Source organism: Tateyamaria sp., from assembly GCF_059783535.1.
The window spans coordinates 36,948-58,009 of sequence record NZ_JBYNDP010000006.1; the positions used below are offsets into that span (position 1 = coordinate 36,948).

The 21,062-nt window shown below is 58.9% G+C and carries 29 protein-coding genes and 2 tRNA genes; 15 read left to right on the plus strand and 16 right to left on the minus strand.

Annotated features, from left to right (window positions below; genetic code table 11):
• Nucleotides 1-21 precede the first annotated feature (21 nt).
• The 7 genes from AC6RA8_RS02445 to AC6RA8_RS02475 all read right to left on the minus strand — a co-directional run bounded on the left by AC6RA8_RS02445 (nucleotide 22) and on the right by AC6RA8_RS02475 (nucleotide 5,520).
• Nucleotides 22-1,314 (minus strand): O-acetylhomoserine aminocarboxypropyltransferase/cysteine synthase family protein, encoded by a 1,293-nt coding sequence (locus tag AC6RA8_RS02445; protein ID WP_500350539.1) that lies wholly within the window; start codon nucleotides 1,312-1,314, stop codon nucleotides 22-24.
• 102 nt (nucleotides 1,315-1,416) lie between these two features.
• A complete protein-coding gene (locus AC6RA8_RS02450) occupies nucleotides 1,417-1,845 on the minus strand; it encodes a hypothetical protein (RefSeq protein ID WP_500350540.1) in 429 nt (142 codons plus the stop codon).
• 135 nt (nucleotides 1,846-1,980) lie between these two features.
• Nucleotides 1,981-2,988, minus strand: coding sequence for a GT-B fold glycosyltransferase domain-containing protein (locus AC6RA8_RS02455; protein ID WP_500350541.1), 1,008 nt, complete (start codon nucleotides 2,986-2,988; stop codon nucleotides 1,981-1,983).
• Between the two features lie 78 nt (nucleotides 2,989-3,066).
• Nucleotides 3,067-3,330, minus strand: a complete 264-nt coding sequence (locus AC6RA8_RS02460; RefSeq protein WP_500350542.1) for a hypothetical protein — start codon at nucleotides 3,328-3,330, stop codon at nucleotides 3,067-3,069.
• Nucleotides 3,327-4,082: a hypothetical protein gene (locus tag AC6RA8_RS02465; protein ID WP_500350543.1), complete on the minus strand. Its 756-nt coding sequence runs from the start codon at nucleotides 4,080-4,082 to the stop codon at nucleotides 3,327-3,329. Before AC6RA8_RS02465 ends, AC6RA8_RS02460 begins: the two co-directional genes overlap by 4 nt.
• Entirely contained in the window at nucleotides 4,079-5,152 is a 1,074-nt protein-coding gene (locus AC6RA8_RS02470; RefSeq protein ID WP_500350544.1) for a Rieske 2Fe-2S domain-containing protein, read from the minus strand. The genes AC6RA8_RS02465 and AC6RA8_RS02470 overlap by 4 nt, the downstream gene beginning before the upstream one ends.
• On the minus strand, nucleotides 5,149-5,520 hold the full coding sequence (locus AC6RA8_RS02475) for a hypothetical protein (RefSeq protein WP_500350545.1): 372 nt from the start codon (nucleotides 5,518-5,520) through the stop codon (nucleotides 5,149-5,151). Before AC6RA8_RS02475 ends, AC6RA8_RS02470 begins: the two co-directional genes overlap by 4 nt.
• A gap of 237 nt (nucleotides 5,521-5,757) precedes the next feature.
• Between AC6RA8_RS02475 and AC6RA8_RS02480 the strand changes: the two genes are divergently transcribed.
• The 6 genes from AC6RA8_RS02480 to AC6RA8_RS02505 all read left to right on the plus strand — a co-directional run bounded on the left by AC6RA8_RS02480 (nucleotide 5,758) and on the right by AC6RA8_RS02505 (nucleotide 11,150).
• Nucleotides 5,758-6,723, plus strand: a complete 966-nt coding sequence (locus AC6RA8_RS02480) for a glycine betaine ABC transporter substrate-binding protein (RefSeq protein WP_500350546.1) — start codon at nucleotides 5,758-5,760, stop codon at nucleotides 6,721-6,723.
• Between the two features lie 73 nt (nucleotides 6,724-6,796).
• On the plus strand, nucleotides 6,797-7,831 hold the full coding sequence (locus tag AC6RA8_RS02485; RefSeq protein WP_500350547.1) for an ABC transporter permease: 1,035 nt from the start codon (nucleotides 6,797-6,799) through the stop codon (nucleotides 7,829-7,831).
• 1 nt (nucleotide 7,832) lies between these two features.
• A complete protein-coding gene (locus AC6RA8_RS02490) occupies nucleotides 7,833-8,858 on the plus strand; it encodes a quaternary amine ABC transporter ATP-binding protein (RefSeq protein ID WP_500350548.1) in 1,026 nt (341 codons plus the stop codon).
• Nucleotides 8,859-9,456: 598 nt separating this feature from the next.
• Complete coding sequence (locus AC6RA8_RS02495; protein WP_500350549.1) at nucleotides 9,457-9,669, plus strand: hypothetical protein; 213 nt, start codon at nucleotides 9,457-9,459, stop codon at nucleotides 9,667-9,669.
• A gap of 22 nt (nucleotides 9,670-9,691) precedes the next feature.
• Nucleotides 9,692-9,964 carry a hypothetical protein gene (locus AC6RA8_RS02500; protein WP_500350550.1) on the plus strand — a complete coding sequence of 91 codons (273 nt, stop codon included), beginning with the start codon at nucleotides 9,692-9,694 and terminating at the stop codon, nucleotides 9,962-9,964.
• Nucleotides 9,965-10,037: 73 nt separating this feature from the next.
• Entirely contained in the window at nucleotides 10,038-11,150 is a 1,113-nt protein-coding gene (locus tag AC6RA8_RS02505) for a type IV secretory system conjugative DNA transfer family protein (RefSeq protein ID WP_500350551.1), read from the plus strand.
• A 284-nt stretch (nucleotides 11,151-11,434) separates the two neighbouring features.
• Here AC6RA8_RS02505 and AC6RA8_RS02510 read toward each other — a convergent pair.
• A tRNA-Tyr gene (locus AC6RA8_RS02510) sits at nucleotides 11,435-11,518 on the minus strand.
• Nucleotides 11,519-11,624: 106 nt separating this feature from the next.
• On the opposite strand from AC6RA8_RS02510, the gene rlmB reads away from it, so the two are divergent.
• The 3 genes from rlmB to AC6RA8_RS02525 all read left to right on the plus strand — a co-directional run bounded on the left by rlmB (nucleotide 11,625) and on the right by AC6RA8_RS02525 (nucleotide 13,397).
• Nucleotides 11,625-12,401: a 23S rRNA (guanosine(2251)-2'-O)-methyltransferase RlmB gene (gene rlmB, locus AC6RA8_RS02515; RefSeq protein ID WP_500350552.1), complete on the plus strand. Its 777-nt coding sequence runs from the start codon at nucleotides 11,625-11,627 to the stop codon at nucleotides 12,399-12,401.
• 9 nt (nucleotides 12,402-12,410) lie between these two features.
• Nucleotides 12,411-12,701: a hypothetical protein gene (locus AC6RA8_RS02520; protein ID WP_500350584.1), complete on the plus strand. Its 291-nt coding sequence runs from the start codon at nucleotides 12,411-12,413 to the stop codon at nucleotides 12,699-12,701.
• Between the two features lie 222 nt (nucleotides 12,702-12,923).
• Nucleotides 12,924-13,397, plus strand: coding sequence for a CoA-binding protein (locus tag AC6RA8_RS02525; RefSeq protein ID WP_500350553.1), 474 nt, complete (start codon nucleotides 12,924-12,926; stop codon nucleotides 13,395-13,397).
• A gap of 106 nt (nucleotides 13,398-13,503) precedes the next feature.
• Here the strand turns inward: AC6RA8_RS02525 and AC6RA8_RS02530 are convergent, their stop codons facing one another.
• Together AC6RA8_RS02530 and AC6RA8_RS02535 are read right to left on the minus strand one after the other, a co-directional pair.
• Nucleotides 13,504-13,902: a DUF2147 domain-containing protein gene (locus tag AC6RA8_RS02530; RefSeq protein WP_500350554.1), complete on the minus strand. Its 399-nt coding sequence runs from the start codon at nucleotides 13,900-13,902 to the stop codon at nucleotides 13,504-13,506.
• 158 nt (nucleotides 13,903-14,060) lie between these two features.
• Nucleotides 14,061-14,444, minus strand: a complete 384-nt coding sequence (locus AC6RA8_RS02535) for a DUF2147 domain-containing protein (RefSeq protein ID WP_500350555.1) — start codon at nucleotides 14,442-14,444, stop codon at nucleotides 14,061-14,063.
• Nucleotides 14,445-14,574: 130 nt separating this feature from the next.
• Here AC6RA8_RS02535 and hisA point away from each other — a divergent pair, with 130 nt between their 5' ends.
• Nucleotides 14,575-15,294, plus strand: a complete 720-nt coding sequence (gene hisA, locus AC6RA8_RS02540; protein ID WP_500350556.1) for a 1-(5-phosphoribosyl)-5-[(5-phosphoribosylamino)methylideneamino]imidazole-4-carboxamide isomerase — start codon at nucleotides 14,575-14,577, stop codon at nucleotides 15,292-15,294.
• 3 nt (nucleotides 15,295-15,297) lie between these two features.
• On the opposite strand, the gene AC6RA8_RS02545 is transcribed toward hisA, so the two are convergent.
• Nucleotides 15,298-15,750: a DUF302 domain-containing protein gene (locus AC6RA8_RS02545; RefSeq protein WP_500350557.1), complete on the minus strand. Its 453-nt coding sequence runs from the start codon at nucleotides 15,748-15,750 to the stop codon at nucleotides 15,298-15,300.
• Nucleotides 15,751-15,935: 185 nt separating this feature from the next.
• Between AC6RA8_RS02545 and hisF the strand changes: the two genes are divergently transcribed.
• A complete protein-coding gene (gene hisF / locus AC6RA8_RS02550; RefSeq protein ID WP_500350558.1) occupies nucleotides 15,936-16,697 on the plus strand; it encodes an imidazole glycerol phosphate synthase subunit HisF in 762 nt (253 codons plus the stop codon).
• Nucleotides 16,694-17,002, plus strand: a complete 309-nt coding sequence (locus tag AC6RA8_RS02555) for a phosphoribosyl-ATP diphosphatase (RefSeq protein WP_500350559.1) — start codon at nucleotides 16,694-16,696, stop codon at nucleotides 17,000-17,002. The genes hisF and AC6RA8_RS02555 overlap by 4 nt, the downstream gene beginning before the upstream one ends.
• Nucleotides 17,003-17,238: 236 nt before the next feature.
• Here AC6RA8_RS02555 and hisH read toward each other — a convergent pair whose 3' ends face one another.
• Both hisH and hisB read right to left on the minus strand, forming a co-directional pair.
• Nucleotides 17,239-17,877 carry an imidazole glycerol phosphate synthase subunit HisH gene (hisH, locus tag AC6RA8_RS02560; protein ID WP_500350560.1) on the minus strand — a complete coding sequence of 213 codons (639 nt, stop codon included), beginning with the start codon at nucleotides 17,875-17,877 and terminating at the stop codon, nucleotides 17,239-17,241.
• Nucleotides 17,874-18,461 carry an imidazoleglycerol-phosphate dehydratase HisB gene (hisB, locus tag AC6RA8_RS02565; RefSeq protein WP_500350561.1) on the minus strand — a complete coding sequence of 196 codons (588 nt, stop codon included), beginning with the start codon at nucleotides 18,459-18,461 and terminating at the stop codon, nucleotides 17,874-17,876. The genes hisH and hisB overlap by 4 nt, the downstream gene beginning before the upstream one ends.
• A gap of 140 nt (nucleotides 18,462-18,601) precedes the next feature.
• On the opposite strand from hisB, the gene AC6RA8_RS02570 reads away from it, so the two are divergent.
• Nucleotides 18,602-18,841 (plus strand): Lrp/AsnC family transcriptional regulator, encoded by a 240-nt coding sequence (locus tag AC6RA8_RS02570; protein ID WP_299200866.1) that lies wholly within the window; start codon nucleotides 18,602-18,604, stop codon nucleotides 18,839-18,841.
• Nucleotides 18,842-18,898: 57 nt separating this feature from the next.
• Here the strand turns inward: AC6RA8_RS02570 and AC6RA8_RS02575 are convergent, their stop codons facing one another.
• On the minus strand, nucleotides 18,899-19,777 hold the full coding sequence (locus AC6RA8_RS02575; RefSeq protein WP_500350562.1) for a hypothetical protein: 879 nt from the start codon (nucleotides 19,775-19,777) through the stop codon (nucleotides 18,899-18,901).
• A gap of 54 nt (nucleotides 19,778-19,831) precedes the next feature.
• Nucleotides 19,832-19,906: transfer RNA gene (locus AC6RA8_RS02580), tRNA-Gly, on the minus strand.
• Between the two features lie 119 nt (nucleotides 19,907-20,025).
• Here AC6RA8_RS02580 and AC6RA8_RS02585 point away from each other — a divergent pair.
• Both AC6RA8_RS02585 and AC6RA8_RS02590 read left to right on the plus strand, forming a co-directional pair.
• A complete protein-coding gene (locus AC6RA8_RS02585; RefSeq protein ID WP_500350563.1) occupies nucleotides 20,026-20,403 on the plus strand; it encodes a hypothetical protein in 378 nt (125 codons plus the stop codon).
• A 26-nt stretch (nucleotides 20,404-20,429) separates the two neighbouring features.
• Complete coding sequence (locus AC6RA8_RS02590) at nucleotides 20,430-20,615, plus strand: hypothetical protein (RefSeq protein WP_500350564.1); 186 nt, start codon at nucleotides 20,430-20,432, stop codon at nucleotides 20,613-20,615.
• On the opposite strand, the gene AC6RA8_RS02595 is transcribed toward AC6RA8_RS02590, so the two are convergent.
• A complete protein-coding gene (locus AC6RA8_RS02595; protein ID WP_500350565.1) occupies nucleotides 20,612-21,037 on the minus strand; it encodes a VOC family protein in 426 nt (141 codons plus the stop codon). The two genes, AC6RA8_RS02590 and AC6RA8_RS02595, sit on opposite strands and share 4 nt — an antisense overlap.
• Between the last annotated feature and the right edge of the window lie 25 nt (nucleotides 21,038-21,062).

The window sequence follows — 21,062 nt, forward strand, 5'->3', positions numbered from 1 at the left end:
TGCGCCCCTTAGTTTTCCGGATCAGCTAGCAGCTTTGGACAGCGCCTGGTCCAGATCAGCGATCAGGTCGTCTGCATCCTCGATCCCGATGGAGACGCGTACCACTTCCGGTGCGGCCCCCGCAGCACGTTGCTGTTCTGCCGTAAGCTGGCGGTGCGTGGTCGACGCCGAGTGGATGATCAGCGAGCGCGCGTCGCCGAGGTTCGCAACGTGGCTGAAGATTTCCAGCGCGTTCACCAGTTTCACACAGGCGTCGTAGCCGCCCTTGACCGCAAAGGTGAACAGGCCACCCGCACCACGCGGGCAGATCTTGGCCACGCGGTCATAGTAGGGGGAGCTTTTCAGGCCAGCGTAGGTGACGTAATCGACGCGGTCGTCCTTTTCGAGCCATTCCGCGATCTTGATCGCGTTCTCGACATGCCGATCCATGCGCAGCGACAGGGTTTCGGTGCCCATGAGCGTGTAATGCGCCGCCTGAGGGTTCATCGTCATACCGAGGTCACGCAGGCCGATGGCGATGCCGTGGAACGTGAAGGCGAGCGGGCCGAATGTCTCGTGGAACTTGAGGCCGTGATAGGCGGACTCGGGCTGGCTGAGCGACGGGAACTTGTCATTCGCGGACCAGTCGAAGGTGCCGCTGTCCACCACGCAGCCACCCGTAACCGTGCCGTTGCCAGTCAGGTACTTGGTGGTCGAGTGCACGACCAGCGTGGCCCCGTGTTCGATGGGGCGGCACAGATACGGCGTGGCCGAGGTGTTATCGACGATCAGTGGGATTTCTGCTGCATCGGCAATGGCCGCGATGGCGTCAAGATCGGTGATGTATCCGCCCGGGTTTGCAATCGCTTCGCAGAATACGGCGCGAGTGTTGTCATCGATGGCCGCCTTGACCGCATCAAGATCGTCAAAGTCGACGAATGTCGCCTCCCATCCGAAACGTTTGATAGTCTGGCTGAATTGCGTCACCGATCCACCGTAAAGCCGGGTCGACACCACCACGTTCAGGCCGGGCGCCATTAGCGGGAACAGCGCCATGATCTGCGCGGCGTGACCGGATGAGCAGCAGACCGCACCGGCGCCACCTTCGAGTGTGGCGATGCGTTCCTGAAGCACGGCCACTGTTGGGTTGGTCAGGCGGGAATAGATGTAGCCAACCTCTTGCAGGTTGAAGAGGGCTGCGGCGTGTTCCGCGTCGCGGAAAACAAAAGCGGTCGACTGATAGATCGGTGTTTGCCGCGCGCCTGTGGCCGGGTCCGGCCGTGCGCCCGCATGAATCTGAAGGGTGTCAAAGCCGTATTTTGGGCCGTCGGTCATAGTTTTCTCCCACGTCCGGCGGTAAGCGCCGGGTCAATTGCATCGCCTGCATGGTTAGGCAATGCAACGGATGTGGGCAAGGGCAGGCTGGGCTTCGTGGTCTCAGGCCGTCTGCATCAGGGGCAATGACGCGCAGACCTCAGGAAAGCCAATCGATGTGTAATCGATCATCTCGATCTTGGGATGCAGGGCCATCCTGTCCTGAAAGATTGCGTAGCGCACCTGGCTGGTGCATTTCAGGGTGCCCGCGTCATTAAAGTGATCCCATTCCGTCCAGACCTGGGAATACCCCTTGCTTGGGATACCGGTGGCGACCACCCGCGGTGTGATTTGGGTGATACGGGACTTGCAGGCCACGTTCCGATAGAGCTCGAGAGCTTCGATCAAAACATCGCGTGAGCCAAAGACCAGCAGTTCGCCCCGTGTATAGAGCGGCAGCGGGTAGGTGAAGTGATCGGCCAGCAGGTCCAGCCGGTCATTGCAGAATGCGTGCGAAAGTGTCGTCAAAAAACGTGTAAGGGATTGCGTCATCTCAGCCATCCGAATGTGGGGGGTCAATTTTTATTGACTGAGGAATTAATATCCTGAGACGCGTATGTAAGGGGGAAAATGGCCCAAAATGTCTCAAATTTGGCGCGCGCAAAGTTTTTGACGCAGCGTAACGGGTCAGCGCATCCAGAAGCCGTTGGATTTGATCCGGTTTCGGATGGCCTGTTCGCGCCGTGGCATGTCGTTCTGATCGAACAAGGCACGCACCTTCGCACCGCGTCCCTGAAAGACCATCCTCTTGATCGGATCGTAGCCTTTTAGGACTTTCTTGATCTTGTTTGGCGCCGTGACTTCTTCGAGCGTGTCGATCACGTTTTGACTTTCACGTGCGTAAAGAAGGGGGAAGATGCGGTAGTGGCAGGTGACGCTGCCGTCCAGCAGGCCATGTACGGCGCTGTCGCGTCCACCGCCGAAGCTGTGGATCACAAGGGGCAGGGCCACCTGGTCGAGCCATGGATCAAGCGGCTGACAGACCAAGGGTGCTGGCGGCGTGTTGCGGATCGCCAGCGCATATTCCAGGAAACGGGTGCCGAAGGCATGTGGGCAGGCACCAAAGAAGAAGCCCGCGTTGAAATACAGGTAGCGCTTCCAGTACTCGTCAGGTTCCGTGGTATCGAGGCTGGTTTCGAAATCCAGACCGAACATGTCGTAAAGCGACTTCCAGATTTCACCGTAGCCGGGGCCATACAGCTCAATCTGTGGCCATGTACCTTCCCGTCTGAGCGACGCGGATGGATAATTAAAATCAAACGGCACTGCGGCCAGATCTCCAAGCACAAGCGTGTCGCTGTCGAAGAAGACAAACGGCTCACCTTTTGGCAGGGCCGTCAGCATCTCGATCTTGTTACCGTAAGGATAGAGCGCGCCGAAATGCCGGTTTTGAAAGGGAACAACCTCTGCCCCCAGGGCTTCCAAAGCCTCGCGCACATCACCCGTCATGCGTGGGTCTTTGGGCCACAGCGGTCCGGGCTGCGGTTCAGCGATCAGCACGCGCCCTGCGAAACTGGGGCTTTTGGCGCGTAAGGACGCTACGAACAGCAGGGCCTCGTACCCAAGCCGCCCGGCCTGACCCACAAGGGCAATGTTAAACGTCGGGGGTGTCGTTTTCTTGGGTTTGCGTACCATGTGCCTGTCGAGATGCGTTTTCGCTGTTTTGCCAGCACTATACGCGGCACACGGGAATGGCAAAAGACCCAGATCCGGTCATTCCGGCGGTGGGTTCAAAAGATCGTAGAGTTTTTGCAGACCAGTCAGGATCACGAAGGCACCCACGGCCCAGATCAAAAGCTCGAACGGGGCGAGATCCGTGCCGCGCAGCCATTGCCCGACCAGCCCGCCCTGAGGGCGCAGTGCGTCGACGCCAAACAGCCCATCGCGCGGCCAGAGGCGCAGGTACCAGAACCGGGACACGTAGAACAGGATGGCCGCCGTTAGTGCGGCGATGATCAGCCAGAAAGCACGCTTCATTCCGTCACCTCGATCGTGTCCACGTCGATTTCCCAGATCAGCAGATCACCATGTTTCGTGATCTCACCCTCGGCGGTGATGAACTGCGCCACATGATCATAGGCTTCGCGGGGCAGGCGGGTGCCATCGGGGCCGATGACCAGCAGGAATTCCTCACCCAACACGGGTTGGGTCGACACGAAAATCGGAGGCACATCCCCCAGCAGACACAGATTGGCACAGGCTTTGTGGGCCAATCCGCGGCCCGGGCGCATGGCGCCTGCAAGGCATTTGCCGTCGCAGATCTCCCCCGCCAGTTTCCAACGGCCTTGCGGCTCCGGCGTGATCTCTGGCGCGTCACCTTCGGCGGCTTGCAGACCGTTTCGGCCACCGCGCAGCTGCATCATATAAAGGTCGCCGCGTTCCAGCACGATCCCGGACACTTGCGCCAGTTGGCCGTTCAGTGGCATGGCGCGGCTGTCGACACCGGACTTGCCGCCTGCCGTCATCAGAAAGCTGTCACCGGGCTTGATCCGGTCATTGCCCTCGGTCACGTGGATGACGGGGTAGGGCGTCATTTCCACCACACCGGTGACGGTCTGGCGGCCATAGTCAAATCGAAAGGCGCCGGGGCCGGGGTCGTCCTGGGCAGCGCCCATGAGAAAACCAGCGCCCGCCAGTCCGGCAATCAACAGGACGCAGGCCGTCAAAAGGAACGTGCGTAAGGGCCCCGGGGCTGGCAGGTAGCCAACGAAGAATGGCTTGTCGCTCATGCTGTCACCCCTTCTTCGGGCTGGTCCGGTTCGGGCGCTGGCAACGGGACCGGTTCCACATATGTGCCGGGTGGATTGGCGTCAGGATGTACTTCGACCATGTCGTCCACCACGCGGACACGGTAGGTTGGGACCTTTTCGGTAAAGGGTGCGGGCGAGCGGCCATTGCGCACGTCGTATTGAAAGCCGTGCCATGGACAGGTGACCAGACAGTCGATGATCTTGCCCTCACCCAATGGCCCGTTCTGGTGCGCACAGGCGTTGGAAATGGCGCTCAGCTTGCCCTCCATCAGGTAGACGGCCACGCGGTCACCGTTCGCGAGTTTGGCGATTTTGGCATAGCCTTCGCGGAAGTCACCAACGCGCGCCACTTCGGCCCACGCGCCATCTTTGGCAGCCGCCTCGGACCGCTCCCGCATCCAAGCGGCAAGATGCAGGACGATGACGGCCCCAGCACCAACAAGGAACAGCACCGTGAACACATGGTTCTGCTGATCCTGCAATATGCCCAGCGACACATGTGCCGCGACCGAGAAATAGGCCGCGTAGATCAGGTAGTGCAGCCGCTTCCACACAGGCGGCGTCAGGAACTTGAGCCAGAAGTCGTGGGATGTTGCCGCAAGGATCAGCAGACAGACCAGCGCAAAAATCCCGAAGACTTCAAAGGGAAAGCCCGCGATCTGGCCAAAGCTTGAATTGGCATAGAGCAGGCCGACATATTTGTCCGAACTGGAAAAGGCGAAATACCAGTTCAGGATGTAGCTTGCATGCGTCATGGCAACAAAGGCTGTCATCACGCCGAAATGGCGACGGTTGTAGAGCAATGGCAGGAACCGCTTGTCCAGCCGCGCTGCAGGGCCAATGCACAGGATCACGGTCAACATGACAAAGGCACAGGCGCCAAAGGCGCGGGCATTGTGGATTTGCGGGTTGATCGGGCGCTCGTGGCTGAGCGCGCCGGGCGTGACATACAGAAACACCCACAGGAATGCGGCGACACCGGCCAGCATCACGGCGTCATAGATCCACTTGTTCGGGTTCCATTGAACGGGGATGTACTTGACACTCATTGGCTCGCCCCTTCGGTCAATTGCACAGGGGCGATGTCAGCGGGCCAGGTCTGGCGCACGCTCAGGCCCGTAATGACGATGACCACGATACCGATGCTCATCGCGATGACGGCCAGACCGTAAGAGGCACGCACCGGACGATAGCGATTGGCCCACGCCGCACGTTTGGTTTCAATCTGCCACCAACGCCACAGGACGATCGGCCAGATCAGCAGCACACCGGGGATCAGGAGTGGGCGGAAAATGTAAGCGCCGCGCGCATCTTCATCAATTCTGTCGATTCCGATGGTCAGGAACACCGCGGCAACAAGTGCGCCGATCATCCCCCATGTCTGCATCGCCATCACGAGGGCCTGTGCCACGTCCATGTGGTATCGTCCTTGCGTCAGTTCGTTCGTTCCTCTGTGACCCTAACAAGCTGATCCCTTCCGGCCCAAGCCCAAACTGTCACTTTGTCCTGACAGAGCGAAATTGTGATCAGGCCGTGTGGATTTGGGCGGCGAATTTCGCGGCACGGGCGGGTTTGGACTGTAAGTCTGTGGCAATTTGGGTCTATCACTTGGCCCATCTTCTGCGAAAATGCCGCCAGAACAGGGAGCAAACTCATGAAAAAACTCGCATTTGCCGCCGCATTGCTGATGGGCACGTCTGTTGCATCCATCGCCGCCGCCGACTGTGGCGAAGTGTCGATCACCGAAATGGACTGGGCGTCTGCCGCCGTGGTCACCAATGTCGCCAAGTTCCTGCTCGAGCAGGGCTATGGCTGTTCCGTGACCGTTGTGCCCACCACCACCGTGCCCGCGATGGCATCCGTGGCCGAAACGGGCGAGCCGGACATCCTGACCGAGCTCTGGACCAGCTACACCGAGGTCTACGAAGAGCTGCGAGGCGAGGGCAAACTGGTGGAGATGTCCAAGGTGCTGTCCGATGGCGGCGTCGAAGCGTGGTGGATCCCCGACTATCTGGCCGAAGCGCATCCAGAGCTGAAGACGCTTGAAGGGATCAAAGCGAACCCACAGCTGGTCGGTGGCCGGTTCCACGACTGCCCGTCGGGTTGGGGCTGTGACATCACCAACCACAACAACTTCAAAGCCTCCGGTTTGGCTGATGCGGGCGTCGAACGTTTTCAGCACGGTTCGGGCGAGACTCTGGCAACGGCGATCGCCGCTGCTTACGAAGCGAAAGAACCTTGGTTTGGCTACTATTGGGCACCCACATCCGTTCTGGGCAAATATCCGATGGTGCAGGTAGAAATGCCCGCCTATGACGCCGACACCCACACGTGCAACGGTCTGGAAGACTGCGCCACACCCGGCCTGTCCGCATACCCTGTGTCGAATGTGGTGACGGCCGCGACCCAAGCCTTTGTCGACCGTGAACCGGACGCCGCAGCACTGATGGGCAGTGTCACGTTCACAAACGCCCAGATGGGCGAAGTGCTGGCGTGGCAGGAAGCCAACGAAGCCTCGAACGAAGAGGCTGCCGTGTACTTCCTGACCACCTACAAGGACGTCTGGGGTGGCTGGTTGAACGACGAGGCACGCGGCAACCTGTCGGCCCTGCTGCAATAAGCTCGGGCGCCGGGGTTCGCCCCGGCGCAACCCTCGCCCGTTGGGGCGCAAAATCAAGAAACTGGGGAACGACATGGCAGCCTATGATGGCATCTTCGACGGCCTTGGCCTGCGGGAGTGGTGCGACGTGGGCAAGGAAGATGCGCCCATGTCCATGGCGCAGCTTCTGGCTCAAAGCGGCGGTAACGACGCAGTGGCAGAAGAGGGCGGTCTGCCGTTTCCGTCCCTCGACGTGCTGCACGAAGCCTGCGGGCGCATCGGACAGACCCGCGACCTGACCGCCGGAATTGAACAGGGCTTCCTGTCGATCCGGTCCGAATTGAAATTCGTCCTCGATCCCATCACCCAACCACTCAGCTGGATGCTCGATGGCACGCTCTGGGTGTTCCAAAGCGCGCCGTGGTGGCTGATGATTCCCGCATTGTTGCTGATCACATGGCTGGTCAGCCGCTCGAAATCCGTGACAGCCTTCGTCGGCCTTGTCCTCCTCTTTTTCGGGTTTATTGACCATTACGAGGTGGCGATGCAGACCCTTGCCATCGTGTTTGTCTGTACCGGGCTTTCGGTCCTTTTTGGCGTGCCTATAGGCATCGGCATGTCAAAATCGGATACGGCACAACGCACCATCGTCCCCATCCTCGACCTGCTGCAAACGCTGCCCACCTTCGTCTACCTGATCCCGCTGATCTTCCTGTTTTCTGTCACAGAATCAAAGCTGTACGGCATTGCCATCATCCTTTATGCCATCGTGCCGGTCATTCGTCTGACCGATCTCGGCATCCGGCTGGTGGACAAGGACGTGATTGAGGCGGCCAATGCCTTTGGCCTGACAGCGTGGCAAAAACTCAGCCGGGTTGAGCTGCCATTGGCGCTGCCAAACATCATGGCGGGCGTGAACCAGACGATCATGATGAGCCTCGCGATGGTGGTGATCGCCTCGCTTGTCTCGGCCCCCGGCCTTGGCGTGTTGGTCCTGCGTGGCATCCGAAACCTCGAACTGGGTGTTGGCATCGTTGCGGGCCTGGGCATCGTGCTGCTGGCCGTGATCCTTGATCGCGTGTCCAAGGCCGCGCTCGCCCGTGTCGACACCGGACGCAAGGAACACTGAGATGACCGCAAAAGTGTCCCTGCGCGGGCTCTACAAGATCTTTGGCCCCAACGACGCGGCCATGGTGCCCCATGTCCAGGCGGGTATGGACAAGACAACCCTGTTGGAAAAACACAAGCACGTGCTGGGTCTGCAGGACATCAATGTCGATATGCAGCCGGGTGAGATCACGGTGATCATGGGCCTGTCTGGGTCCGGCAAGTCCACTTTGATCCGGCATCTCAACCGCCTGATTGACCCCTCTGCCGGTGAAATCCTTGTGGATGGGCAGGACGTGATGAAGCTGGGGCAGGCGGCCCTGCGTGACCTGCGCCAAAAGCAGATGTCCATGGTGTTCCAGAAATTCGCGCTGTTGCCCCACAAGACGGTGCTGGAAAACGCCCAACTGCCGTTGAGCGTGCAGGGTGCGGACAAGGCGACTTGTGATGCAGAGGGACGCAAATGGCTGGCGCGCGTGGGGCTTGAGGGTTTCGAAGACCGGTATCCTGCGCAACTCTCAGGCGGCATGCAGCAACGGGTCGGCATCGCCCGTGCGCTGACCGCCAACACCGACATCATGCTTATGGACGAGGCGTTCTCGGCCCTCGACCCGCTGATCCGCACCGATATGCAGAACCTGCTCTTGGAGCTGCAAAAGGAGCTGCACAAGACCATCGTCTTCATCACGCACGATCTGGACGAGGCGCTGAAACTGGCGGACCACCTCGTAATCCTAAAGGATGGCGCAGTGGTTCAACAGGGCGAGCCGCAGGGCATTTTGCTTGCGCCTTCAGATCTTTACATCGAAGACTTCGTAAGCGACATTAACCGCGCCCGCGTGCTGCGTGTCCGGTCGGTGATGAAACCCATCCAAGGCAACAGCTTCGACGGAGAGGTCGAGGCCTCCCGCAACCTTGAGGACATGATCGCGCTGACGGGTGGGGATACCAATCACGTCTACAAAGTTACGGATGGTGGCGAGGTTGTGGGTCAGCTTGACATGAAGGACCTGGTCAAAGCGCTCGTGCCGCGGGTGTCTGGGGGGTAACCGAAGCTGTCCATGCTTTTATGGCCTCGCGGGAAACGACGCTGAAAGGACATGCGGTTCCTACCGGACCGTTGACGGAAGTTGTTGGCCTCCGCTTTGACCGTGGTTTTTTCGATGAGCTGGAACCGGTGATAGCAAGATCGGGACGCCCTAAGTCGGATTGGTTTAGAGGAGTTGCGCTCTGGCAGCTTAATAAGCTCAAAAACCTCCCCAAGCGAAGCTGATGTATTGCGCTACGTAAATTGTGGCGGCGCAATTTGCTAAGAAATGTTTTTGCATCAAGCCTTCATGAGGAAATTTCATTATTAATATCAGTACTTTGTAGCCCGTTCGTTAATTCGACCTTGGTCGTGCCTATGTTTTTGGACAGGAGCGGAGGCCAACTCTCTCCCGACCACTAGCCGGGCCCATCAGCCCAAAAACTAAACCAAACCAACGCTGAGAACACCGTTCTCAGTGCCCGATACCGCTGTGCTTTCGCGCAGCACAACAGAAACGAGAAAGGTAAGACATGCACTATCCAAATCACTTCCAAGGCCCTGGAGGTCGAGGTCCGGGTGAAGACCTGAAAGGCGGTTTTGCGACATGCGCCGCTGCGATGGTCTCCATCGTTGTAAGCCCTCCATTTTATGAGTTCACAGGCCCTTACGTCTGGGAGCTCTCAAGGCGGAGCTACAGCCCCGAGACGGTCGATTTCATCATGATCTGTTACATGCTGCTCTGCTGGCCCCTTACGTTCTTCGCAGCGCGAGCCGGGATTATCGCAGGGCTGACCGTGGCAGGTGTCTACATCGCCTATCGACTGATCTGAAAAACCAATCTGGCTGGCTGCAATGACGTGGCCAGACATCAAAACTGAAATGAAACACGAAGGAAACAATATGGCTAACATTCAAGATGAAATCCCAATCCCCGGTCGCAAGAAACTGCAAGGCTGGCTTCTCGGAATTGGGGCGATCTTCGGCCTGATGGCTTACGGCGCAGTCCAAAACGGAGATGGAAAGGCAATGCTCATTTGCGGTGCAATCGGCGCTTGCCTCATCTTCATTGGGGCAAAGCTGAAGACCACCAAGAAACTGATCGGCAAAGCTGGAGTCTATCGGTGATCAAAGGGATGGCGGCTCTCTAAAAGCCGTCATCCCACCTCAAAGTAAAAACTGAAAACAGAAAGGAAACGTCATGACTTTTGACGAACAATATCCCTATGGCTCGGCGCGATTTGCCAGCCCATTTGAAATCAAAAAAGCCTTCAAGGCTCAAGGCGGCGTGCCGTTCGGCTTTTATGGTGGACGCAAGCTCTACCATGCCAAAAACGCTGGCACGCTGCTGATCGGCGGAGCTGGCTCCGGCAAGTTCACCTCTATCCTCGCCCATCTAATGGATGCGCCTGGACGGGGCGGCGAGCCAGCCCGCTATGCGATCTTCGATCCCAAGCGTGAGCTGCGCGCGGTGATGGAGCCTTACTTCGCCTCGATCAAAGCGCGGGTCTATGAGATCAACCCGTACTTTACCCACGGGGTGACGGGTAATCGGCTCTCGCTTCTGAGCCATCTGACGCCTGATAGTCCGCGCCTTGTGGCCGACTGCCGCCGTGCGGCACGTACCTTCCTGCCCGAAAGCGGTGGTGGAGACTCTGCCTTCTTCGATCAGAAAGGCCAGAACTGGCTCGATGCTCTGATGCGCGGTCTGGTGCATATAGATGGCGGGGTCTCTCCCACATCTCTCAATGAGCTGATCGGCATGGTGCGCTCGTACCCGGAAAGCTGGGAAGAGACGGCTGAGGTGATGAGCGCTCTTGGTGAAGGTGATCTGAAAATCACCTTCGATGAGATGCTGGATATGGCCGCAGAAAGCCGCCGCACCTTTGACTCTGTCATGGGCGGGATCAGCAACGCTCTAGCCTTCATGAATGATCCGCGCCTGCAAGCGGCGCTGGTGCGTACCAATGAGGCTGACTTCACGCTGGATGTGCTTTGCGAGAATAGCGGCGATCCTGTCTTCGTCTTCTTCGTGATGCCGCCGGAGATGACCCAACAAAATGCTGCTGTCATTCGCCAGATCTTCTCAACGCTGCGCACGATCAAGCAAACCCGTCCTGAGGCGTCAACGCTCAATCTGGTGATTGATGAAGCTGCCCAGCTTGGGCGCTTTCCTGAGATTGCCGAGTTCTACTCAATTGGTCGTGGCTTCGGGCTGTCTCCGGTGTGTGTCTACCAAGACATCGGGCAAATCCGAAACAACCTCGGATCGCATTGTCGATGCTTCCAGCTCCTCTGTGATCAAAGCCTATGAGGCGCGTATCGAGAAGCTGGAGCGTGAAAAGCTGTCTTTTGAAGATAAGCTTGTGAATTCTGGGGCTCCGTGCGGACACGAGAGCGAGTTTATCGAACCAGCCCTTAGCTTCCTGGCAAGCCCTTGGAATATTTATAAAAACGGGTCTCTGGCACTGCGTCAAACAGTGCTGCGGCTCACCTTTGCAGAGCCCCTGCGGTACTGCCGGGAAAACGGTTATCGAACCGTTAAAATTTCCTACCCTTTCAAGGTACTAGGGGAAATTTCCGCAAAAAAGTGCGGGATGGTGGGCGACCCTGGAATCGAACCAGGCGTGCGTCTCCGCGAGGGAGTTACAGTCCCCTGCCACACCTTGCGGCCTGTCGCCCACTACGCCATTAGGGCCTGAACCCCGGTGGCGTGAGCGCGTGATTACCGGGACGTATATCAAGGGTCAAGGCACAAAATCAGACCCAAAGGGCCAAAGGTGCAAAGATGAAAAAACCCAAATGGGTCGTCGAAAAGGAACAGGCGAAAAAGGCGGACGCGGCAGCGACAGTCTGGCTGTTCGGTTTGCACGCAGTACGTGACGCGCTGCTGAACCCCAAACGTGAAAAACTGCGCCTGATGGTCACGCTGAATGCCAAGAACAAGCTGGAAGACGCCATTCTGACCGCCGGCATCACGCCCGACGTGATCGACCCGCGCAAGTTCAGGCCGCCCATTGATCCCGGCTCGGTCCATCAGGGGGCCGCACTTGAGGTCAAGCCGTTGGACTGGGGCAGCCTTGCCGATGTGGCCATCGGGGCAGAAGCACCACGTCTGATCCTGCTCGACCGGGTGACAGATCCGCACAATGTCGGGGCGATTCTCCGTTCAGCCGAAGTGCTGGGCGCATCAGCCGTGATCGGCACACGACATCACGCAGCACCCGAAACCGGTGCGCTGGCCAAAACGGCTTCGGGCGCGCTCGAACGCCAACCCTATGTTCGAGTACGCAATCTGGCGGATGCCATCGTGGAGTTGCAGGGCATGGGCTACATGGTTCTGGGACTGGACGGCGAGGCTGAGGCCACGATTGAAACCACCCTGAGCGGCCAAAAGGGTCGCGCCGTCGCGCTGGTCTTGGGGGCCGAGGGACCCGGCCTGCGCCAGAAAACCCGCGAAACCTGTGATGCGCTGGTGAAAATCGACGCGGCAGGCGGGTTTGGGTCACTCAATGTCTCAAATGCCGCCGCAATTGCCCTATATGCCTCCAAGGACCACGGATAGGAGGCGGCCATCGCCCACCCCACGAAGATCGCCACGTGCTGCTATTGCGGCACCCGCGCTGCCCTTGTTCTGACAGGGCGCGAGCGCCACGAACTGGCCTGTTCCAGTTGCGGCGCGCCTTTGCAAGACCTCAAAATGCTGCCCAAGAAGCGGTCAGGCGACCGTGAAACCGTGCGGCCTTCGGCCATTCGTCACAAAAGCAAGCCAAAACCCGCCAAGAAAAAGTACAAGAAGCGCAAGTCGCGTTGGGCGGACATGTTCGAGGATGCGTTTGATATCATTGAAGATATATTTGACTGAGGGCTTGGCGACCGCGGGCCGGCCAAATCCGATCTTTAAGTTTTCGTTCACAGATTTGCGAGAGGGTCTTTTGCAAGACGTGAGCGATCATATCTTAAAAAGTGAACCACAGGTTTGGAACTCCTGTAGGTTATTTCACTGTCCCTCGTTCCGCACCTGCGCGCCCCTTTCGCTTTGCGATCGGGGCGTTTTTTTGGGAACGTGACCGGGCAGGGGGGAATTATGTCCGAAACCTATACCGATGCGCATCTGAAACAGGTCCTAACGGCAACCAAGGTTGTGGCCGTTGTGGGCGTGTCCACCAACCCGGTGCGACCCAGCTACTATGTGGCGCGGTACCTCGCGCTCAAAGGGTTCACCGTGATCCCCGTGAACCCGGTCTACGCAGGCGAGACGCTGTTTGGACGCCAGATCGTGCCTGATTTCGAGTCGATCGATGAACCCGTCGATATGGTGGACATCTTCCGCCGATCCGAGGCCGTGCCCGAGATCGTGGACGCCGCAATGGCCCGCATTCCAACCCTGAAAACGATCTGGATGCAGATCGGCGTGGAACATGCCGACGCCGCGGCGAAGGCGCGTGCGGCCGGATTGACCGTCATCCAGAACCGATGCCCCAAGATCGAATATCAGCGCCTGTTTGGCGAACTGCGGATGGGTGGATTCAATACCGGCATCATCTCATCCCGGCTCTAGCCCCTTTCCCGCTTCCATCAATGTCCGTCGCGCGGACACCACATTGGTAAAAGGCGGGCGCACTACATGACGTCGTGCGCAAGCAACGTACCTAGAAAAGTGCCGTTCAGCGCACACGCAGCCAGATTTGGCTCTGACATATCAGACCCAAACACCCCGACACTTTCATCCGGTTGCCGTTGACCTGCATCTTCGCATTGTAATTGCGATTGTGCGCTGGGACGAAGGCGCGGCCCTCATAGACATTGCTGGAGCCAATCATGTCCCAGAACACGCGCTGACCGATGGTGGCCGCACTGATGGGCTCGCCCGACGGGGCAAATACCGACACGATCGTCCCGCAATAGGCGGTGCCGCATTTCTTTGCATCCACATGTGCAGTCTGGCCTTTGCGGTCGGGTGGGGTCAGCCACACGCCCTCCGGTCCCGATGCTGCAGGGACAGGAAGAGTAGCCAGCCACAGGGCTGCGGCAGGCACGACAAATTTGGCCAACAGATGTGTCATGGTACACGGCATTGTACCACAAAACGCGATGAACCCTGATGGGCATCCTGGTCGGTCCGGGTTTCGCGCGTCTGGAGGGGGACGAAACCGGGGGATCGGACATGAAAAACCCCGCGCCCAAAGGGCGCGGGGGCATGGGCCAAAAGGTGCCTATGGGATTAGTTTACGCGCGACCACGTCTGCTTTTTGCAGAACGGGCCAACACAGCCCGACACTTTCAGGCTGTTGCCGCTCAGGGCCATCTTTGACTTGAAAACCTTGCCGGTCGACGGCTGCCAGATCTTGCCCGAGGCATAGCTACCGCTCCCCTGGGGCTCCATATCCCAGACAAGCTGCTTGCCAACATTCTCGGACGCAATCGGGCCGCTGGCGTCAAACGCTTTGGCAATCGTGCCGCAGATCTTTGCGCCGCACTTACTCATCGCGATATGCGCATAGGCGCCATCATCTACTTCTGTTTTCCATGTGCCCAGCACAGGATCAGCCATTGCGGCTCCAGCGCCTGCAACGGCCACACATGCGGCTGCGATAAGATGTTTCATGAGTGTCTCCTCCGTAATGGCCGGGACTGTGAGCCATCTGGAAGCGATATGGCAAGAATGACCTTGGGTCGCGTTGCAAATCTCACGGATAGGTGCAAGGACGCGAGCAGACAGTGAAAGGCCCGACAACATGATCCTTTACCCCGCCATCGACCTCAAGGACGGCCAGGCCGTGCGCCTCGTACACGGGGACATGGACAAGGCCACCGTGTTCAATGACGACCCGGCGGCACAGGCGCGCGCTTTTGTCGAAGCGGGGTGTGAATGGTTGCACCTGGTGGACCTGAACGGCGCCTTTGCAGGCGAACCGGTTAACGCAGCTCCGGTTGAGGCGATCCTGAAATCCTGCAACGTGCCCGCACAACTTGGTGGCGGCATTCGGGATATGGCGACAATCGACATGTGGCTGTCGAAGGGCATACAACGGGTCATTCTTGGTACCGTGGCGGTCGAAAACCCCGATCTGGTGCGCGATGCGGCCAAGACCTTTCCCGGTCACGTCGCCGTGGGCATCGATGCGCGGAACGGCAAGGTCGCGACCAAAGGCTGGGCGACGGAGACAGACGTGGACGCCACCGATTTGGCCAAATCCTTCGAGGACGCGGGCGTGGCCGCGATCATCTACACCGACATCAACCGCGACGGGGCCATGGGTGGGCCAAACATCCCTGCCACGCAAGCCTTGGCCGAAGCGGTGGACATTCCCGTCATCGCGAGCGGCGGCGTGTCGTCACTGGATGATCTAACGGCGCTCAAGGCGACAGGCGCGATTTCAGGCGCCATCTCGGGCCGCGCGCTCTACGATGGGGCCATTGACCTGGCCTCAGCGCTCGCGGCCCTCAAGGGCTAGCACTTATTGCGCAGCACCATCGGTGAACTTGCCCAACGCACCGGTCATGGTCTGGACATAGGCGGCATCCTCAGCCACCCCACCCAATTTGCCCAGCATCGCCGCTGGATCCTCATAGGCGATCATGGTCTTGCCTGTCTCGTCCTCGAACACCGCGATTTTCATCGGCAGGAACAAGGCAGATGCCCGATCATCCAGCATCGCCTGCGTGCCCAGTTTGGGGTTGCCAAAGATCAGCAGCTGCGAGTTGCCAATATCTTCGCCCACGCCTTGTGCACCAGCCCCATGATCAACGCGCGCAAAGATGGTCAGCCCAGCCCCTTCAAGTGCGGCCTGAAGCGCATCCATTGTCTCGACCACGCCATTCGCCGATTCCTTGCGAATAATCCCGTTGTCACCAGCCATTGCCGTACCTGCCAAAAAAACGCTCATCACCAGAGCCATCAAAATCCGCATCACGCGTCTCCTCGTTTGCAATAGCCCGAAGGTGTCATATGCGCGAGCGAAGGCCATGCACCTTTCCGTGAGGGGCGCGGATGGGCGGAAATACTCCTTCATCTTGCCAGATAAACTCCGGGGGAGGCCGCAGGCCGGGGGCAGAGCCCCTTTCCCCGCTGTCAAATCCACGCTACCAGACGCGCATGTTGAAAACGCGCATCATTCCTTGCCTCGATGTCGCCGATGGCCGCGTGGTCAAGGGCGTGAACTTTGTCGACCTGATCGACGCCGGCGATCCGGTCGAAGCCGCGCGTGCATACGACGCTGCGGGCGCGGATGAGCTCTGTTTTCTCGACATCCATGCGACCCATGAAAACCGGGGCACGATGTTCGACCTGGTGCAGCGCACGGCGGAACAGTGCTTTATCCCGCTGACAGTGGGCGGTGGTGTCCGGACGGTGGCGGATGTGCGGGCACTGCTGCTGGCTGGGGCCGACAAGGTATCGTTCAATTCCGCCGCCGTGGCCGACCCCGATGTGCTCGCGCGCGCCGCCGACCAGTTTGGCAGCCAGTGCATTGTCTGCGCCATCGATGCCAAGACGGTCGAGCCGGGCCGGTGGGAAATCTTCACCCATGGCGGACGCAAGCCGACGGGCATCGACGCGGTCGAATTTGCCCGTACCGCGGCCGAAAAAGGGGCAGGGGAGATTCTGCTCACCTCCATGGACCGCGACGGGACACGCGCAGGGTTCAACCTGCCCCTGACGCGCGCCATCTCGGACGCCGTGCCGATCCCAGTGATCGCCAGCGGTGGCGTCGGCACGCTTGACCACCTTGTGGATGGCGTCACTGAAGGGGGCGCATCCGCCGTGCTGGCGGCCTCCATCTTCCACTTCGGTGACTACACCATTGCAGAGGCCAAGGCCCACATGGCGGCCGCCGGTATCCCGATGAGGCTGACATGACCCTCGACGATCTTTTTGCGACCATTGAGGCCCGCAAAGGCGCGGACCCCGACAGTTCCTGGACCGCCAAGCTATTATCCAAGGGGCCGGAAAAATGCGCCGAGAAATTTGGTGAAGAAGCCGTAGAAGCGATCATCGAAGCGGTGAAAGATGATAAAGCCGCTCTGACATCTGAGGCAGCCGATGTGCTTTATCATCTGTTGGTGATGCTGGCGGCGCGGGACGTGGCGCTGGGTGATGTGATGGCGGAACTTGCGCGGCGCCAGGGCACATCTGGCATCGCCGAAAAGGCAGCGCGGGGGTAGGCGGAGGACACCTCCGCCTTACGATTTGCGCATGTGTCCCCGCGGGGACAGCCTGTTCGGGGCATCAACTCTTTCCTAGCGAAACTGTGGTTCGCACGTGATTTCAATGCCTTGTGTGCCGTACGGTGCGTTTTGGTGATTTTAACCAGACAAATGGCACACTGCCTTTCGACGGCAGGCGGCGCATTGAAATGCGCCTTACGCGCGTGAGGCGGAGGTGTCCTCCGCCCCGCTTCTCAGGGCGCCCAAGTCAGGAAATTGCGGATCATGCGCAGGCCGATATCCTGGCTCTTCTCGGGATGGAATTGCATCCCCAGCATCGTGTCCCGCCCAACAACAGCAGTGACATCTCCGCCGTAATCCACATGGGCGAACCGCATGGCCGGGTCCGCCACCTCGAAGTGATAGGAGTGCACGAAATAGGTGTGATCGCCCGTCGAAACCCCTTCAAATACGGGGTGTTGTGCCTCCAGAACCAGATCGTTCCACCCCATATGAGGCACCTTCAAAGCCGTATCTGAGGGTTTGATTGGTACAACTTCACCATCGATCCACCCCAATCCCGGCGTGTCGCTATACTCACGACCCCATGCTGCCATCAACTGCATGCCCACGCAGATCCCGAGAAAAGGTTTCGCTTTTTTTTCAACGGCTTCGACAAGTGCGTCATACATGCCGGAGCCGCGCAAAGCCGCTGCACAGGCGGGAAAGGCCCCGTCGCCCGGCAGCACGATCCGGTCGGCCTTGGCCACCACATCTGCGTCAGAAGTCACCACAACCGTGCCGGCATCCGCCTCGCGCGCCATGCGTTCGAACGCCTTTTCGGCCGAGTGTAGGTTGCCGCTTTCGTAGTCGATCAGGACCGTCAGGCTCATAGGCTGCCCTTGGTCGAGGGAATGGCATCTGCCATGCGCGCATCGACCTCGAGCGCCACGCGCAGCGCGCGCGCAACCGCCTTGAAGGCCGCTTCGGCAATGTGGTGGCTGTTGATCCCGTGCAGCATGTCAACGTGCAACGTTATGCCGCCATGGGTGCTAAGCGCTTGGAAGAATTCACGCACGAGCTCAGTGTCAAAGGTCCCGATCTTGGGCGTCGGCAGATCCACGTTCCACACAAGGAAGGGCCGCCCCGACAGGTCCAGTGCCGCCCGGACAAGCGCGTCATCCATGGGCAACAGGCAGGATCCGTAGCGCTGGATTCCCTTCTTGTTTCCAACGGCTTGGCTGAGCGCCTGCCCAATGGCGATGCCCACGTCCTCGACCGTGTGGTGGTCGTCGATATGCAGGTCCCCTTTGCAGCGCACGGTCATGTCGATCAGCGCGTGGCGCGCAAGCTGATCCAGCATGTGGTCGAAGAAGCCGACGCCCGTGTCATTGTCATATTGACCGGTGCCATCCAGGTTCAGCGACACCGAGATATCGGTTTCGGCCGTGGTACGGGTAAGGGTGGTGCTGCGCATCGCGCGCCTCCTGCCTATGCGTTCGGATGTCTCTATAGGCGGGGAGGGCAGCGCCGCCAAGAGGCGCCCATCACGCTTGCAGGCACCTGTGCAGACGTGCCACTACGGGGTATGCACCTCAGTTGCCCAAGGCCTTGCCCATGACCACTTGTGTTTTCATCCAAATCCGCTGTCGCCCCGGTTCCACCTACAAGGTCGCCGAAGAGATTGCGCTGCGTGAAATCCATTCCGAGCTTTATTCGACCTCGGGCGATTACGACTTGTTGATGAAGGTCTACATTCCAGAAGGTCAGGATGTCGGAAAATACATCAATGATGAGCTGCTAGATATCGATGGGATCGAACGGTCGCTAACCACGATGACGTTCAAGGTGTTCTGAGGATACGTGCGCCGCGGCGCTGTACAAGAGACAGACCTGCGGCGATGCTTGGGCAGATCAGAGACCCGGAATGATGCGCAACAACCCACGCTGATTGAACGTCGCGCCGCGCTCGGCGCCAAATACGTAACGGCCGCCGATGCCGACGAATGTTTCATCAGCATCGCCGATGTTAGTGTCAATGCTGGTCGACCCAATTTCAGCAAACAGGTTGAGGTTACTGGTGACATCCCGGTCGATCCGCAGCGTTGTGGTCGCCACGTTTACAGTTGAGCTGCTGCCTACATCTTCGTATCCGAGGGACAATCCGAATCCCGAATTCAATTCGTACCGGCCCTCGAACCCGAAAATTGTTTCGTCCTCGTTTTCTGCATCAAGCTGGCCGAGGAAGCCTTCAACCTCGAAGGCGCCCGTTTCGAAACCTGCTTCAATGCCGAAGATATCGGCATCGGCGTCTTCAACATCTTCGCGTGTATAGAATGCGCCAAGCGACGTAGAGTCGTTCAAGTGGTAGATCGCGTGCAGACCAATGTTGGTGCCATCGATGTCTGTTTCGCCGAAACTGTTGTGGCCCAGGTCAATTTGGGTGCTGAACGATTGTGTAAAACCGATTTCCATCGAGCCTTCGAGATTGACCCGGTTGAGATCTGTGTCGTCCTCAAAAGCCGAGTACTCCAGTTGTACCGAACCGCCGGTGACCTCGACCGCCTGTGCAGCGCTGGCAATTGGAAGGGTGACGCCAAGTACGGCGCTGATAAGATATTTCATGTGAGACCTGCTCGTCTTGACGGCTCTTGTGTGAGCCTTTTCATTACGCAGGACCAGCCTGCTTGCAGCTGACGCTAATGCGCTGCAGGTGCGGCGTCCACAACTTTGAATCCCGTATGTCCGCGTTGTGGAAACACGTGGTTTGGCGGCAACATTTGCAGATGACAAACAAAAAAGACCGCCAAGCGGCGGCCTTCTTGTCACTCCCGCGAGGGAGGATGTTGGAGCGGGCGAGGCGATTCGAACGCCCGACCCTAACCTTGGCAAGGTTATGCTCTACCCCTGAGCTACGCCCGCTTCCTTGGGTGAGGCGTGGAATACTTTTACCCGCCTCGCGCTGCAAGGGGAAAATGGACAAGATTGCAAAAAATTTGGAAACAGGCGACGGAAGGCCGATACCCCTGCGTAGAAGTCACATGATCCGCCACTCACGCGTCATAATTGCGGTCCTTGCCCTGCTTTCTGCCTGTGCTTTTTCTCCGGCAGCCCAAGCTCATGACGGGCCGCATGGTCCCACCATGATGGCCCAGGTCGAGCGCGCCGTCATGGTGGGGCTTCAAGTGAACATACGGCTTATCCTCACGGGGTTGGGTGGTCCGTTGGTCCTGCAGGCAATGTACGTTCCTGGCGCAACCGTACAGTTTGAAGCACCGGTTGCCGTCAATTTCGCGGAGGATGTTCCAGCGCGCGCAACCGTGACGTTCACCACGCCGCCTCCGGCCAGCTTTATCCTGTTTCTGGACTTCGGCGTTGCGGGGCAAGGCGCGGTCACCGTCATTCCGTCACCTGTTTAGAACTGGCTCAACAGAAAGGATCCCCGATGCCCCTCAGCTTGTCCGCAGCCAAATCACTGATACTGGCCTTTGCGATTGTCCTGGGCTGTGCTGCCTCAGGCGACGCAGAGCCGCAACTGAGGCATCATGTAAATGCCGGGACTGAGGTGATCGGTGGCGTTCTTTTCACGGCCTCGGCCATTGTGGACACGCAGATCGAAACACAGCGTTAAGTGCGCTGGATCAGGTCCCAGCGGTTGCCAAAGGGATCTCGGAAGACGGCCACGGTTCCGTAGACCTCGTGCCGTGGTTCTTCTTCGAAAGCGATCCCGCGTGACGTCAGCCGTGCATGGTCTTGTGCAAAGTCATCCGAGTGCAGGAACAACCAGACCCGTCCGCCACCTTGGGCGCCGATGCTAGCGATCTGGTTTGCGCCGTCCGCCCGCGCGATGATGATTGACGTCTGCGCACCGGGGGCGCGCACTTCGACCCAGCGTTTGTGGCCCTGATCGATGTCGGCGACCAATTCGAAGCCCAGTGTTCCGCAGAAAAAGTCGAGGCCTGCTTCGTAGTCCGGGACGAGGATGGAGAAGGATTGGATGTGCATATCTATTTCGGGTCTGGCTGTTGGAGGTGTGCGGTTGTGAGACGTCATCTACGTCCGATCCCGGGAGGTCACA